At 48.0% G+C, this 15,651-nt stretch carries 16 protein-coding genes; 3 read left to right on the top strand and 13 right to left on the bottom strand.

The features are described from left to right. Window positions 1-23: 23 nt before the first annotated feature. From JUF22_RS04870 to JUF22_RS04845, 6 genes are all read right to left on the bottom strand, one after another. Window positions 24-791: a CPBP family intramembrane glutamic endopeptidase gene (locus tag JUF22_RS04870; RefSeq protein WP_203644017.1), complete on the bottom strand. Its 768-nt coding sequence runs from the start codon at window positions 789-791 to the stop codon at window positions 24-26. A 95-nt stretch (window positions 792-886) separates the two neighbouring features. Further along, window positions 887-1,588 carry a B3/B4 domain-containing protein gene (locus tag JUF22_RS04865; protein ID WP_203644328.1) on the bottom strand — a complete coding sequence of 234 codons (702 nt, stop codon included), beginning with the start codon at window positions 1,586-1,588 and terminating at the stop codon, window positions 887-889. Between the two features lie 166 nt (window positions 1,589-1,754). Continuing rightward, complete coding sequence (locus tag JUF22_RS04860) at window positions 1,755-2,186, bottom strand: universal stress protein (RefSeq protein WP_203644015.1); 432 nt, start codon at window positions 2,184-2,186, stop codon at window positions 1,755-1,757. Between the two features lie 12 nt (window positions 2,187-2,198). Continuing rightward, on the bottom strand, window positions 2,199-3,761 hold the full coding sequence (locus JUF22_RS04855) for an Nramp family divalent metal transporter (protein WP_203639533.1): 1,563 nt from the start codon (window positions 3,759-3,761) through the stop codon (window positions 2,199-2,201). Between the two features lie 534 nt (window positions 3,762-4,295). Next, window positions 4,296-4,727 (bottom strand): universal stress protein, encoded by a 432-nt coding sequence (locus JUF22_RS04850; protein WP_203639532.1) that lies wholly within the window; start codon window positions 4,725-4,727, stop codon window positions 4,296-4,298. Between the two features lie 3 nt (window positions 4,728-4,730). Continuing rightward, entirely contained in the window at window positions 4,731-6,323 is a 1,593-nt protein-coding gene (locus tag JUF22_RS04845; RefSeq protein WP_203644013.1) for an Nramp family divalent metal transporter, read from the bottom strand. 392 nt (window positions 6,324-6,715) lie between these two features. On the opposite strand from JUF22_RS04845, the gene JUF22_RS04840 reads away from it, so the two are divergent. Continuing rightward, complete coding sequence (locus JUF22_RS04840; RefSeq protein WP_203644005.1) at window positions 6,716-7,381, top strand: metal-dependent transcriptional regulator; 666 nt, start codon at window positions 6,716-6,718, stop codon at window positions 7,379-7,381. Window positions 7,382-7,520: 139 nt separating this feature from the next. Here the strand turns inward: JUF22_RS04840 and JUF22_RS04835 are convergent, their stop codons facing one another. The 6 genes from JUF22_RS04835 to JUF22_RS04810 all read right to left on the bottom strand — a co-directional run bounded on the left by JUF22_RS04835 (window position 7,521) and on the right by JUF22_RS04810 (window position 12,855). After that, the gene (locus JUF22_RS04835) at window positions 7,521-7,883 is read right to left on the bottom strand and encodes a hypothetical protein (protein ID WP_203644002.1); all 363 of its coding nucleotides are present in this window, start codon (window positions 7,881-7,883) and stop codon (window positions 7,521-7,523) included. A 36-nt stretch (window positions 7,884-7,919) separates the two neighbouring features. Next, the gene (locus JUF22_RS04830) at window positions 7,920-8,183 is read right to left on the bottom strand and encodes a hypothetical protein (protein ID WP_203644000.1); all 264 of its coding nucleotides are present in this window, start codon (window positions 8,181-8,183) and stop codon (window positions 7,920-7,922) included. A 564-nt stretch (window positions 8,184-8,747) separates the two neighbouring features. Next, window positions 8,748-9,107, bottom strand: coding sequence for a hypothetical protein (locus JUF22_RS04825; RefSeq protein ID WP_203643998.1), 360 nt, complete (start codon window positions 9,105-9,107; stop codon window positions 8,748-8,750). Between the two features lie 73 nt (window positions 9,108-9,180). Further along, window positions 9,181-9,549: a hypothetical protein gene (locus JUF22_RS04820; protein ID WP_203643996.1), complete on the bottom strand. Its 369-nt coding sequence runs from the start codon at window positions 9,547-9,549 to the stop codon at window positions 9,181-9,183. Between the two features lie 866 nt (window positions 9,550-10,415). Continuing rightward, entirely contained in the window at window positions 10,416-11,858 is a 1,443-nt protein-coding gene (gene nhaC / locus JUF22_RS04815; protein WP_203643994.1) for a Na+/H+ antiporter NhaC, read from the bottom strand. Window positions 11,859-12,318: 460 nt separating this feature from the next. Then, complete coding sequence (locus JUF22_RS04810) at window positions 12,319-12,855, bottom strand: GNAT family N-acetyltransferase (protein ID WP_203643992.1); 537 nt, start codon at window positions 12,853-12,855, stop codon at window positions 12,319-12,321. A gap of 170 nt (window positions 12,856-13,025) precedes the next feature. Here JUF22_RS04810 and JUF22_RS04805 point away from each other — a divergent pair, with 170 nt between their 5' ends. Next, a complete protein-coding gene (locus JUF22_RS04805) occupies window positions 13,026-13,415 on the top strand; it encodes a hypothetical protein (RefSeq protein ID WP_203643990.1) in 390 nt (129 codons plus the stop codon). 552 nt (window positions 13,416-13,967) lie between these two features. Here JUF22_RS04805 and JUF22_RS04800 read toward each other — a convergent pair. Further along, window positions 13,968-14,831, bottom strand: a complete 864-nt coding sequence (locus JUF22_RS04800) for an aldo/keto reductase (RefSeq protein ID WP_203643989.1) — start codon at window positions 14,829-14,831, stop codon at window positions 13,968-13,970. A gap of 206 nt (window positions 14,832-15,037) precedes the next feature. Here JUF22_RS04800 and JUF22_RS04795 point away from each other — a divergent pair, with 206 nt between their 5' ends. Then, window positions 15,038-15,646 carry a hypothetical protein gene (locus tag JUF22_RS04795; protein WP_203643982.1) on the top strand — a complete coding sequence of 203 codons (609 nt, stop codon included), beginning with the start codon at window positions 15,038-15,040 and terminating at the stop codon, window positions 15,644-15,646. Window positions 15,647-15,651: the final 5 nt, after the last annotated feature.

Below are 15,651 nucleotides of genomic sequence, written 5' to 3'. Positions count from 1 at the left end.
ACGCGTGACTTTTTGCTACATATTTAGTTTAAAAAGCGGGCACGAACGTCAGCCAACTTAGACCGCCGCAACATGAACCAGGCAATACCGCCATAGACGACCAGTGGCCCGATGCCAGCCCAAGCAGGTAAATTTACGCCCTGCTGAAGCAATCCCGTATTGACCAACACCTGGGCATCCTCCAAGAAATGCCACGCAATCGTCCACAACAAGCTCCCCGTCCGGAGATACATGGCACTCGTCAGCAGGCCAAAACCGAACGCCATCAGGACCTGCCCGACAGTCATGGTCAGACTTTGGTGTGACAGATTGATCAAGTGACTCGCAGCAAACAATAAACTACTGGAAATCACCGCTAACCACACGCCCCACCGCACATTGTTGGCAAACCGCCGGAGAAAGCCGCCGAGCAAGACGCCTCTAAACAGCAACTCCTCAAAGATGGCAATCAGTAGCGCCAGTAACACCAGCAGGGCTGAGTGCCCCGTAAAGTGTTTGGCCGTGACCAGTAAGGACCCGTTCATCACCATAAAAAACACGGGTCCCCCGTTAGTCTTAACCTGTTGCCAAAATGACAGTTCCGACTTTAAATGAATCGGCACACCTAACCAAAACCGGTTAGCCAAACAAACAATCGTTAAGACAACAATTTCTTCCAAAAATGATGTTAGCATCGTCGACAAGCTAGCCTTTTTCAGCAAGTAGCCGACGACATTCATCACAACAATCACCAGTACCCACGTTAAGATTAACTGATAAGCTGGCTGTCTTCTCCCCTGATTTAACTCCAAGAAAATTCTCCCCTTCTATTGCCACGACAAATTCAGTCTATCGCTGACCAACACAAGCTTCCCCGAAATTTTTGCATCAGTAGCGATTAAGCTAGTTACTTCGTTTCCGCGGTCAAAACGGCCGTCTTATCCGGTTTGATCCCGAAATAGGTTGGAATCAATTCGGCTAAGGCTGCCATGGCTTCATTGGCCCGGGCAGCCTGGTCGGCGTTGACCGATTCCATCACGACAATGCCGTTGGTGGTATCATCTGTCAACATGGTCCGTTGAGCTTCCCGCCAATTCAGGCTCCGGCATACGGCGCCGTCTTCATCGTAGTAAATCATTTCGCCAGCCCGGGCTGGGTCATCCTCTTCCGCCCCTAATGGGAAGAAGGATTCGCCGCCTTGGGCCGTGCCTAAATGCAGGTCACCGGCAATTTTATCCCGGTCTTCAATACCGACTGGCACGCCGTAACGCAGTGAAATACTGTTATACACGTCAACCAAAGGCTCGATTGGGGTGAACTCGTGGCCCTGACTAGCCCGCTTTAACAAGGCTTCAATCGAGGAACGCGCCCCTTTACGCTTAGGAAATTGTTGGTAAGCATCCCGCCATTCGGCCACGACCGGGTTGTTCCGGAAGGGGTCAACCTTGGTAAATTTGTCAGATTCCGCCGTCGCCGTGCGCAATAATTCTTGGCGTTCAGCCAGATTATCGTCCGTATCGTGGTTATCAAAACCCGTCAGCCACATCAAATTGATCTGGGCCTCCGGATACGTTTGCCAAAAACTATCGTCAATAATGACATCCTTCATCGTCATAATTCTATTCATCCTTTCGGTTAATCGCTGGTTTACTTTCTTACTCTCTCATCATAAGCTACTGGTAAAAATTTGCAACGCTAGTCTAAAAACGGCCCATCCTATTTTACGGATGAGTCGTTTTGTGTGTTTTTTATTGAGCTTTTTTTCTAACTGCTCTTTATCGGATCACCAGCACCGAGACCGGCGCATACTTAGCCATGTACGCAGCCTGGCTACCAAAATGACGACTGACACCCTTCTTGGCGATTGACCCGACAATGAGAATGTCCGGCTTAACCTGGGGAATGATTTCCTTCACGATGGTCTCACCCGGCTCGCCCTCCGCAATCATGATGCGGACATCGGCAACGCCCGCGTCCTCTGCCTGTTGCTGGTACTCACGGACATGCCGTTTCAAATCATCATATTGCCCGTGGATGAAATCCGTATCCAGCGCCTGGTAAACGTTCATGGTTTCCTTTTCCAAGACCGACGCAATCACCAGCTCGGCACCGTCTCGTTTTGCCTGATGAATCGCGTATCTAAAGGCTAACAAGGCGTCCGCCGAATCGTCGACGCCGACTAAAATTCGCTTAAACGTGGTTGGCATGCACTCATCCCCCTACTTTTCCTTCGCCGCTAGTGATGCGGCTAAGCGCTTGTTGCCGAAATGCAATTCCACGATGGTCCACGCCAGCAAGCCCAGCACGGCCGCAATCAACGCGTAGGCAATGCCATTGGCCAAGGCCAGCGTGCCACCCGTCACGTTACTGCCGAAGAAAGCCTGAACTTGCCCCGGCATGCCTTCCAGGTTCAACCCGGTCAAGGCAATGACGGAGAACCAGCCTAAAATTTTAAGCCACCAGGAGTTCTTGAAACGCTCGCCCATTTCCAATTTGCTATCGGTCATCATCAAGAGGGGCAGCATGGAAAATGGCAGGGCAAACGCCAGAAAGACTTGCGAATTGTTCATTAAATCATTCAACGCTTCGTGCTCCGCAATCGCACTCTTGCCGCTGGTCAACATGACACAGATCAAGACGGGAATCACGGACAGCAAACGGGTCACCAACCGCCGCAACCACAGTGGCATCCGCATGTGCACAAATCCTTCCATGATGACTTGTCCAGACAAGGTCCCAGTAATCGTGGAGTTTTGCCCGGAAGCCAGCAAGGCCACGGCGAACAACGTGGACAAGACCCCGGTCCGTGCGACACTGCTCAAAACACCATTGCTCATGGTCGTCGTATCTGACAGCGCGTGGAACAAACCGAAGAAGGAAGGGTCCTTGACGGCGCCGGTCTTAAAGACGGCAACCCCCATGATCAACAGTAAGGCGTTGACGAAGAAGGCAAAGGTCAGTTGAATGTTAGAATCCAGCCCAGCAAATTTGACCGTCCGCGCCACGTCTTCCTCATCGTTATGGTCAATCGACCGCGTCTGTGAAATGGCCGAATGCAGGTACAAATTGTGCGGCATGACGGTAGCCCCGATGATGCCGAGAGCCCCGTTTAATGGCGTCATTCCAGCAACCGCATGACCAGTTGAAAACGTTTCACCGGTGGGAATCAGGCCCTTGAAGACGCCACCCCAATCGGGATTGGACAAAGCGACCTGATACACAAAGACGAAGAGAATCACCATAATTAGGCAAACCACGATGGCTTCAATTTTCCGGAAGCCGACCTTGGTCAACAATAATAGCAACAGCACATCAAAGACCGTGATGAAGACGGCAATAACTAGCGGAATATGGAACAGCAGGTACAACGCAATCGCTGCCCCAATGACTTCCGCGATATCCGTCGCCATGATGGCCAATTCAGTTAATAACCATAGGACCACCCCTAGTGACTTGCTGGTCCGCGCGCGAATGGCTTGGGCCAGATCCATCTGACTCACGATACCAAGTTTAGCCGCCATGTATTGCAACAGCATCGCAATCAAACTTGACATCAAGATGACAGACATCAACAGGTACTGGAAATTTTGACCACCGGTAATTGACGTCGACCAGTTCCCGGGATCCATGTACCCCACGGCAACCAACGCACCAGGCCCTGAGTACGCAAACAAGGTTTTCCAGAAACCAATGTCCTTGGGCACCTTGACCGTCCCATTGATTTCTTCTAGTGAGCGGCCGTTCGCATATTCAATCAGCTTGTGCTTCTTTTCTTCTGGCATGCTCTCACTCCTCCTGGCCAACTTTTCTGACCAAGGCTAGTGTACGGCAATGCCCAGCTACCGGCGCTGTTAAATGGCGAGTCGTTAAATTTTGGGGGGTGGCGGTTAAGTTTAAGGAATTAAAAAAGCCGCTAGACCACGTTTTAGTGGGCTAACGGCTTAGTTCGTACGCTTTTACTATCTTACAAATGGCATGATCACTTTCATTCCCGACGGCAGGCTCAAGCTCCCTGCTATGGGGAACGGCTCCAGCCTGAGAAACGGTCTTTCGCCTCGCCTGAAAGCCTGGAAAATCACCAGTCTCCCAGGTCGTCCCGTGCTCTAAACTGAGAAAACCACTCAGTTAAGACCACCGACATAGCTGGTCCGCTTGGCCTGCCTCTGGTCACTAACACTGATGATGCCTTTTCACACCCCAAGGCTAAATCAATCGTCACCTAAACTTTTGACCAATATTTTGTTCATGCCAACTCGTAATCAATCTCATTAGGTAACTATCTTCTTAATCTTAAAAAGACTTGCTACATCATACCCCTACCGAATGACCATCACAGAAATGGGTGCGTACTTTGCCATGTAGGCCGCTTGACTCCCGAAGTAGCGGCTGACGCCCTTCTTGGCGATTGAGCCGATGACCAGTAAGTCTGGCTTGACGTGGGGAATCACGTCGCGGACGATGGTTTCCCCTGGTTCGCCTTCCGCGATAACCATTTTCACGTCTGCGACACCGGCATCTTGGGCCTGCTTTTGATAGGCTTGCATGTGTTCACGCAACTCGTCCCGTTCCCCGTGGACGTAGTCGCTATCTAAGGCCTGGTAGACGTTCATGTCATCGTGTTCCAGAACTGACACAATAATCAGTTCGGCCGCATCTCGTTTAGCTTGGTGAATGGCGTAGTCAAACGCTAATAATGCGTCTGCCGAGTCATCGACCCCCACCAAAATTCGTTTAAATGTCGTTGCCATGAGCTATGCCTCCTCGTTTCCTAAAGACTTCTCAGCCTTTTCAGCTGCAAGTTCTGCGACTAAGCGCTTGCTCCCCTTGTGGAGTTCCACCATCATCCAAATCAGCAGGATGATAATGGCAGCGTCCAAGACGTAAGCAATCACGTTTGCCGTGGATGTCTGGCTCGCCGTAATGGCGTTGCCATAGAATCCTTGGATAGAAGCTGGCATGTTAATTAAGTTCAAGTAGGTCAGGGCCAGCACAGAAATCCAGCCGAGCACCTTAATCCACAGCGCGTTCTTGAACCGCTTGCCCATTTCAACCGCACTGTCCGTCATCATTAACAACGGCAGCATGGAGAATGGCAGGGCAAAGGCCAAGAAGACTTGCGAGTTGTTCATCAAATCATTTAACGCCTCATGTTCATCGATGGCACTCTTGCCACTGGTCAGCATGACGCAAATCAAGACAGGAATCACGGACAGTAGCCGGGTGACTAAGCGCCGCAACCACAGTGGCATCCGCATGTGCACGAAGCCTTCCATGATAACTTGACCAGACAAGGTCCCCGTAATCGTTGAGTTTTGCCCAGAAGCTAACAAGGCAACGGCAAACAGCGTTGATAGAATCCCCGTCCGCGCCACGCCGGCTAACACCCCGTTACTCATGGTGCTGGTGTCAGATAAGGCTTGGAATAGACCAAAGAATGACGGGTCTTTGACGGACCCACTCTTGAAGACGGCAACCCCCATGATCAACAGCAAGGCATTCACGAAGAAGGCCAAAGTCAATTGGATGTTGGAGTCCCAGCTGGTAAATTTAACCGTCCGGGCCACGTCTTCTTCATCCTTGTGATCAATTTCCCGCGTTTGCGAAATGGCTGAATGCAGGTAAAGATTATGGGGCATAACTGTCGCCCCGATAATTCCCAAAGCCCCACTGATAGGCGTTTGTCCACCAATGTGTGGCGTAGAAGCGACCGTCTTCATGCTAGGAATCAAGCCGCCAAAGACGCCACCCCAGTCAGGGTTAGACAAGGCGACTTCGTAAGCGAAGACCACCAGGATTACTAAGATCAAGCAAACCACGATGGCTTCAATCTTCCGGAACCCAATCTTGGTCAGTAACAATAAGAGCAAAACATCTAACACCGTGATAAACACGGCAATGACCAATGGAATGTGGAACAGCAGATATAAGGCAATCGCGGCCCCGATAACTTCCGCAATATCCGTTGCCATAATGGCAAACTCTGTCATGATCCACAGCACGATGCCGAGGGACTTGCTGGTCCGTGCCCGAATGGCTTGGGCCAAGTCCATTTGACTCACGATACCAAGTTTAGCCGCCATGTATTGCAGTAACATCGCGATCAAACTTGAAATCAAGATAATCGACATTAATAAGTATTGGAAATTTTGCCCACCAGTGATGGACGTTGACCAGTTGCCTGGATCCATGTAACCGACCGCAACTAACGCACCAGGCCCGGAATACATAAATAGTGTTTTCCAGAACCCTTTCCCCTTTGGCACTTTAACAGTACCGTTAATCTCTTCAAGTGACCGCCCATTGGCATATTCAATGAGTTTGTGCTTCTTTGGTGTATCACTCAAAATCAAGACCCCCTTCTGTTTCCTACAAGGCCCATTGTACCGTAAAGTTCACTTAAATCAAATAGAAATTTAGGGTGACTTAACTTTAAAATGTGAACTTTTTAATAATAATATTCGTAATTTAAGCGGTTTCATCCCCGGCCTTTCGCCACTGAATTTACTGAACTGAATAAGTGAAACCCATCGAAAAGTTTTTTTGGTTCGCAAAACTTTTCAACGATAAACGCCGTTAATTAGGCGTTTTATTTTAAAATAAACATATAAGACTATCACGATATTTATGATTACTCAGAAAGATTTGCAACTTTAAGCCGATACCAGTAGAATTTAAACTAGTAAAATAAAATTTTAGGGGCACTTAACTATTTTCAATTCACTGGGGAGTTGATTGGATGTCGAACCATCAAAATACTTATTTAAAAATCATCGCAGAGTGTAGTTTTGCCCGCGCTCGCGTCAGCAATAAACAGATTATTCACTTCGCCAACGTGACACCTGCCACGGTCACCGAGACGACCCGCCAATTACAGGCGCAGGGCCTCGTTCATCGGCGCCGCTATACGGGGGTGACGCTGACCGAACAGGGTAAGGCCGTCGCTGGCCGGTTACTCTACGCTTACCGGTTGTGCGAGGTCTTTTGTGATCAGCAGTTACACCTACCTCTCGCGCAAATTCCAACGCAGGCCTGGCAAATGGCTGATGCCTTAACACCCATCACGGTGAGCGCGCTGGCTGAATACCTCGACCACCCACAACGGAGTCCCTTTGGCGGCCTGCTGGATTCGACGGCCCTGCCGGACGATAGCCACATCACCCGTCTCAGTGACGTGCCAGTGGCGACAACCGTCACGCTGACCGGCTACCTGGAAACGGCTAATTTGGTAGCTTACGTCGATCACCTAGCCCTGCCGTTGAACGTGCCGATTACAATTACCGCGCGCGATGAGGAGCTCCATCTGCTCTATCTGCGACTGTCGGATGACAGGGAAGTGACCGTGAATGCGTTGGTGGCCACGTACTTGTATACGGTGCCGGTCATGGCTTCGGTTGAGAGTTAAACGATTAGGATACGTTAAAGGCAGCAGACACGACTTTAGAAACTACGTCGTGCCTGCTGCCTTTTTAGATTGTTATGGAGATAAAATGAAAAATTATTAGCCTTAAGTTTACGCCAATCATCTGCCAACACACACCCTGTTATTTCTCTCGGTAATCTCTATAGGTGCCATATGCAAAATAGCCACAAACAATAATCAAGGCTAAGATTTGAAACCAGAAAAAGTATTTAATATAGAAATTGAAATAGATAAACAAGGGAATTTCAATCACACCCAATACCAGTAAAATCCAATTGGGTACACGCTTTACGAAAACCAAACTGCCCCAAATTAAGTTCACCCACATCTCAATATTCACAACGGTCCAGCCTATTCCCCATGAATTCCGTCCCCAGCTGGCATTACTCCCCAAAATATCTACACCATTACTGAGTGCAACGAACAGTACCACAATGCCCAACGCAAGGTTGAACCATTTGTTCGTCATTCTTTTTCTGTTCATGCCAAGCTCCTTCAATCTATTCGCGTAAACCGTTATCTAACTTAAAAATCCAAAATAGATAACCATCCCCAGCACCATGAGACTAAAACTAATAATTGCGAATCGTTTTTGCTTTAAAAATGCACAGATTGTAAATGCTAGTGCAAAGACTGTGGTCATCCCCCACACCCAATTATTAATCGGGGAAGCTGCCTGAGCGGAAATGGCTTCCTCATTTATCATGTAACCTAGAATACAAAATGCCGTAACTACGAGCCCAACGAATCCAAATAATTTCATGGGTATTTGCTTATTACGCAATATCATCCCTTCTCCCCAACCATTCCATATGCATTTTAGTCCATTTCTTAAAATTACTAATCACGTCACTCATCAACCTTGCTTCCCTTTTCGGATAACACGCTACTCATCATCTAGACCGCATTCGCAATGTACGTTGCTTTATAAAATGGACTATTTCTACTCATCTTCGATACACTCAGCATGCTGACATCTCCTCCCGCGAGGTAAGATTCAAATGGCTTTACGCTATAAATGTCACCTGCTGTTTCCTTTCGTATGACAGCCGGCGTGCCTTTCACAGTTAACCTAGTCGGATTAGCTACAATAGCTGACTTCAAACTTAAATCCTCTACCATTCGTAATCGCACTGCATTTTTCGGTGAAAATGGTATCACGAAAACTCCTACCACAATAAGAAGTATTGTAGAAAAAAGTATAATGATTTTTGAAAATAACTTATTCAAAATAATCCCACCCCAGCACAATTCACAAGGAACAGCCTATCTAAACGCCATATATGTATGCAAACTGAGCGAATACACTGAGAAGTGTCCTATATTCGCAGAATCTATTGATCCTTCTCTACGGCCCAACTGCATAGGCAAGTGTCGCAACATACTTATTATAAAAATGGTTTTTAGAAACCTTATGTACCACTAAGACGTCCACGTCTGCACTATCCGTAGAAAAAGGCACATTGATTTGATAATGTAGCTGTTGCTTGCTGCCGCTGTAATACTTAATCTCTGATTTAGGCAGCTTGCTGGGCCCTGAAAGCACAGCCGCAATTGGATGCCCATTTTGCAAAATACACAGTCTAACGGCATTGCTTGGGATAAATGGGGTGAATGTCAGAAGCAACACTAACAATACCAGTACCATCTCCAACCAGCTAACAGGCTTTTTGATCCATTGCTTAGCGTTATGGCGCATATCACTCACCAACTTTCCTTATATCTTTTTCGAATCACTGCTTAAAAATAGACTCTGTAAAGCGTATCTGATGCACCTTTAGCTACCGTTCCCGGTAATCTCGATAAGTGCCATACACAAAATACCCACAAACAATTGTCAGAATCAAAACCCGAAGCCAGAAGAAATATTGAACATAGTAATTAAAATAAGCAAAAAAAGCTAAACCACTCACACTCACACTCACAATCAGTAAAATCCAATTAGGTAGGCGCCTCACGAAAATTAAAAGGCCCCAAAGTAAATTCACCCACATGCCAATATTTATAATTGTCCACCGTATCCCCCACGGTTCCGAACCAGCACCAGCATTGCTTGCTAAAATTTCTAGTCCGTGTCCCAAAGCTAGAAGCAGTACCACCAACCCGAGTATCAGATTGCCCCATTTGTTCATTGTTCTTTTTCTGTTCATGCTAAGTGCCTCCTACCTGATATCGTATAAGTCTTACTTTAAGCGTTGGACACACTAAATTTATAATTCCGATAGGTTTCGTACGCGAAGAATAGACAAACCAGACTTAAGATTAAGTCCTGGAACCAGAAAAAATACTGAACGTAGATATTTAGATAACCAAATAAGGCCGTTCCCATTAATCCCAAGATAAATAAAAACCAGTTTGGAACCTGCTTAATCAAGATAGCTACGCCCCAAAGCAAGTTCACCCACATCTGAATATTGACAACTATCCAGCTTACTTTCCATGGTCCTGGAGCCAGTTCGTGATTGCTTGCCACAATACTTAATCCATTTACCAGTGCAATAACCAATACTAAGAGGCCTACGATTATGTTTAACCACGTTGTGATTGTTCTTCTCTGATTCATGCTTGCCCCCTTCACTTGTAAGCCAATTACCTGTCGAACCCTCACCGACTTAGGACTGATCAGACAATGTGCAACCGATTTATCCACAGAATGAATACTGTTGACATGACTGTTAGTTATTTTCCGTTTCCATTATTACTCACACACATTTACCACCGTGGCTATTTTCATCCCTTTACATTCAAGAGTAAGCCTAAAGCCAAGCATAGTAAACACCTTTTCTATTTTTATCACTAATAGTTATAGCTAAAAACCATTTAACTCACTAATTTCAAAAAAATAGCCGCTCCCGCTGGAAAGACTATCCAACGGAAACGACTATTTTAACTAACATTCATATCCATCACGGTCATTTCACAACCACCCACTCATCCTCGGCCCCTAACCTGAGGCCACCCACAAGAACGACTGCTGGTCGTGTAACAACCCGCGATGCTTCTATTCTAACTGTGATTAACGCCCGTCAGCAGCCATTGAGGCAGCCGTGGCACTTTGATCATCAGATGATGGCAACCGCTTCAGGCCAACGCCAGTGAACCCACTGAGGATGGAGAAGACGGGTGAGAAAAGACTGAAGAAACAGAATGGCAGGTAAGCCAACGTGGAGACGCCCAACGTGTTGGCAGCGAAGACGGCAGCAACCCCCCAAGGAATCAAGTAGTTGATGACGGTCCCACCATCTTCTAAGACCCGGCTCAAGGCCAAGTTGTCTAATCCCCGGTCGTTAAAGGTTTGCTTGAAAGCCTTCCCTGGTAAGATCACGGAGAGGTATTGTTCCCCAACGAAGATGTTCACGCCAATCCCGGAAAGGATAGCGGCGGTGACTAAGGAGCCAGAACTCTTTAAACGCTTAGCCAATGGCACCATAGCCGTCTGGATGATGTTAAATTGCATCAGCAGGCCACCTAAGGTCAGCGTTAAGATAATCAAGGAAACGGTGGACATCATGGCACTAATCCCACCACGGCTCAATAACGCATCAACGCTGGCGTTACCGGTCTTAGAAACGAATCCAGATTCAATCATGGTAGCGACACTACTAATTGACGTTGAAGGCTTTTCGATGAATAACATGACGATCCCTAAACCAACGTTTAACAACAATGTTTCAATGGCTGGAATCTTCCGCCAAGCACAGACGAACATGACGATGATTGGTAAGGCCGCCCACCAGGTAATGGAGAAGTTGGCGTTTAACGTGGCCACAGTCGTGTTGATCTTACCCATGGCGTTACTGTCAGATGCCCCGGTCCCCAGAATGAAGTAGAGAATCAAGGAAACAAAGAATGCGGGAATCGTGGACCACATTAAGTTTTTGATGTGGGCAAATAATTCGGATTCAGCGATGGCTGATGCCAGGTTCGTGGAGTCAGACAGCGGTGAAGTCTTGTCACCGAAGATGGCACCGGAGATGATGGCCCCAGCGACTAATGCGGGGTTGAAGCCCATCGTGGTCCCCATCCCGAACAGGGCAATCCCAATCGTGGAGATGATGGTGAAGGCACTCCCGATGGACGTCCCAACGATGGCACAGACCAGGAAGACGGATGGCACGAACCATTGTGCCGAGATTAAATGGAACCCGAAGACCATCATAGATGGAATGATCCCAGCGGCGATCCAGACACTGATCAAGGCCCCAATCAACAGGAAGATGAAGATGGGGATAATACCGGTCTTGATTCCTTCAGTAATCCCGCCGTGAATGGTATCCCAGTCGGCGCCGCGGACCTTCGCCCACAGAATCACTAACGCGATAACCAGCAGAACTGGCGTAGTTGGGGAAAGCCCAAATTTGATAACACCGAGACCCATGATGGCTAACATTGCTAATAAAATAATAATGGCTTCGCCGAAACTAACCGGCTTGTGACTCTTGTTGGATTGTTCTTTCATAAAAATCGCTCCCTCTTATTTGCCAAGTTTTATGTAATAAAAAAATCGTCCCCGCTGCAACTATGCAACAGGGACGATTAAGACTAAACCGTGGTACCACCCAACTTGAGCCACTGGTTCTAGACCCAGTAACTCCACTCTCTAGAAGGTAACGGTTCTAGTCATTCTCCGCCTGGCGTACCAGGACATTCCACTGTATTTCATCGTAATCACCCTGATCGGTTCGCAGCAACCACCGACTTTCTGACACTCAGATGACACGCTACTTGGTAATGGAAATTAGCGTTCTGTATTTGATTGACTTTGATACTATCACGACGACAGATACCCGTCAACCTCTAATTTAATTTTAATCTTAATGGTTAGTCGCTGAATCCGGTGTGGCCGTTGACTTCAATGGTGATTTGAAAAAAGTTCAATTAAATTTTCCATCATCAAAATCGGTCACTCTCAGCAAACGTTAATCATTGTAAAACACGCCGGGATATTCCAGCATCCCACCAACGTGGGCCAAGGCCCCTGCCGTTAATGGCTTGATCAAGTGACTGCCCATTGGTACGGGCAACGTGTTGTGGATGGCAAAGTCTTCGGCCATCACGTAACCGCGACTCCCATAGTAGTTCATGTCGCCGACCACGCTGATAGCGGGAAAACCAGCCTGCCGGGCCCGCGTCTCTAACTCACTTAGCAGTTGACTCCCGACACCTTTACCTTGCCAGTCGGGATGAACGGCCAGCGGCGCCAAGGCAACCACCGCCGTCTTGTGTTGGTTGCCGCGAATCGTGACCGGGCTCAGTAAGCCATGGCCTACGACCTGATCAACTGCGGGCTTCGCAACGACTTCCAGGCTGCCCTGGTACTCATACGTTGACCGGAGCTGGTGAATCAAGTCGACCTCGCGACCGTCACTCTCTTCGACGGGGGCGAACGCCGCTGAAACTAATTGGTCTACCTGTTTGAAATCTGTTGGTTGGATTGTTTCAAAACTTAAACTCACTTCGTCTACCTCTCATTTCCTAAGCGATTGGCAATATTACCGTGTTATTATACACGACTGACGCGGAAAATCGACCTTTCCAATTAGATTTTAGCGAAATCGCTTGAATTTACCAGCCGAAACCCCGTACACTGGTACCAACACAATTAAGGAAATCGAGGTACTTAAATTTGACGCACAAACAGCGTTGGGCCGCTATTTCAGCCCTGATTTACGTCGTCTTCGTGGTTGCGGCCATCGTCATTGGCTTTTTAGACCCCAGTAAAATTGGTCTAGAGTGGACCATCTTCTGGTACTTTGTCGTTGCCGCGCTCTGCTACTACTTTTATTTTAAAAACGTCACCTACCGTGAAATCGTCTACTACGCTAAGAAACTGGGCCTGCACAAGGCTGATTTAGAGGCGTTAGTGCCCAATCGCAAGGAGACCCAGGACGTTCCCGACCCCGACCATCCGGACTTCTTCAGTCCCTTTGCGAAGGTACCGATTAATGTGGTAAACGTCTTATCCGATAAGTTGATTCCTTTGGCTAAGGAACAGGGGATTCCGTTGTATAAGTAGTTTATTGGTAAATTTACGTTCCCGGCGGCGGGCTCAAGCTGCCCTGCCTCTGGTCACTTAATTTTGGCGGCTCACTATTTTGTGGGTTTGGACCCATTTCACGTAATCAGATTAACTATGTAGAACTTTTAGGATCATTTTAGCCCAATCAATATCCACGCTACGTTGCGTAGGTATTGATTGGGCTTTTTACTCACTTTTAATTTCTGTATGATAGAAAACATTTTGCTGACGCTACCTTCATAGACCGCTAACTTTTCTCTCGCCAATCTATCCGGAAACTGGCGGCCTCTGAAACGTGCTACACAGGGCAGGTCCCTGCGCTTAGAAAAATAAGGCGCCCTGCTCGGCCTTGCCTTACTGGTGATACTGTCATAGACCGCCAATCCTGCTCTCGCCAGCCTATCCGGAAACTGGCGGCCTCTGAAACGTGCGGAAAGAGCCAGACTCCTGCGCTTAACCAAAATAGGGCTCCTGGCCGACGTTGTCGACCAGAAGCCCTATTTCCGTTAATGCTCAGAGTCTAAGCGGCTCTTTCCGCACTCTTTTCTTTTACTTCCGTCCTGAATAGGTCTGGGACTTCTTCAACCATTCTTCGTCATCGGGATTAGGACCCACGCGCTTACCAGCGTCGAGGTCTGCGATGGCCTTCATTTCGTCTTCATCCAAGCCAAAAGCAAAGATATCGCGGTTTTGTTGGACCCGTTCTTCGTGGATGGACTTTGGAATCACAATTTCTTCGCGTTGCACGTGCCAACGTAAGATGATTTGGGCGGCGCTCACGTCATGGGCAGCGGCCAATTCATTGATGACGGGATCCGTTAAGGCGTTGTTTGAGCCGCCACCTAATGGACTCCAAGCTTCATGCAGGATACCTTGGCTTTCCAGGTAGGCGTGCATTTCGTCCTGTTGTAAGTAGGGATGGGTTTCAATCTGGTCAACGACGGGCTTAACCGTGCCGTTTGCCAGGATATCTGCCATCTGCTTTTGATTGAAGTTAGAGACCCCAATATTCTTGATCTTGCCGGCCTTGTACAAGTCTTCCATGGCCCGCCAGCTATCCAGATAGCCAGGTGCTGGCCAGTGAATCAGGTACATATCTAAGTAGTCAAAGCCTAACTTATCCAGCGTTTCTTGGAAGGCTGCCTTGGTTTCATCGTAGCCCCGGACACTGTTCCACAGCTTAGATGTCACGAAAACGTCTTCGCGTTTGACATCACTCTCGCGGATGGCTTCGCCCACCCACTGCTCGTTGCCGTAGTATGCGGCCGTATCAATGTGGCGGTAGCCAGCGGCCAAGGCCCATTTGATTGAATTCTTCGTATCCTCAGCGTTATCGACTTGGAAGACACCCAGGCCGAGCTGCGGAATCCGGTTGCCATTATTTAATGGTAATTCGGGAATATCATTATGCAAAAATAAAACCACCTTTCAAAGTTAGTTCCACTTCTATCATACAATACGTTTGGAAATATCGGGATTAGAATGATTGAAAAATGACCGAAATCAGGAGTAAAATTTTCTTCTCTTGGCGTTTTGAGGTATTATGGAGGGTGTGGTAGTTTGTCGTCTCGGCGGCAAGCTCGTTTTTTCACACCGTTCTGGACATGGAGGTTTTTCAGTTGAACAACCAAGAACCAAAATCACGCGTACAACGGTATAACTTTAATCAGGGGCCGGACCAGCCTACCCGTCAGCGGCAACGGAAGCCGCGGCGTTGGTGGCCTTGGATCATGACACTGATTACGTTGGCGATTGCCATCTTGCTGGTCTTAGCCATCAATCATCACAACAACTCTGGCTCCAACCCCAGTGCGTCATCGAGCACCAGTGCCTCCGTCGTGGCCAAGTCATCATCCGCGTCGGAACAGGCCGCCTTCGAAAGTTTTAAATCAACGTACAGCAGCTACAATGACAACGGGTTAACCGTGACGCAAAAACAAAAATTACAAAGCACCATCAATGAAGAGTCCAACAGTGCCGTGCAAGACCGCGAGCAGAAATTATTGAATCAGGCCCAAACCAAAAAGAGTTCGGCCAATTCAACGAGTTCTTCTTCGGCTAGCAGCCATGCCGACGCCACGTTTGCTAGCACCCATACCTTCTCCTCTGTCGCCGACGCTCAGAACTGGGCTCAGGCGTCTAAGGACCAGTGGTTGCAGGCGGGCTACACCACCTATACCATCACGTCCGATGGCCAAGGTAATTACAATTTACAGTTTGTCCGTTAACTTTT

The organism is Levilactobacillus lanxiensis, from assembly GCF_016861655.1.
Classification (GTDB): Bacteria; Bacillota; Bacilli; order Lactobacillales; family Lactobacillaceae; genus Levilactobacillus; species Levilactobacillus lanxiensis.
This window is presented reverse-complemented; position numbering and strand designations above follow the sequence as displayed.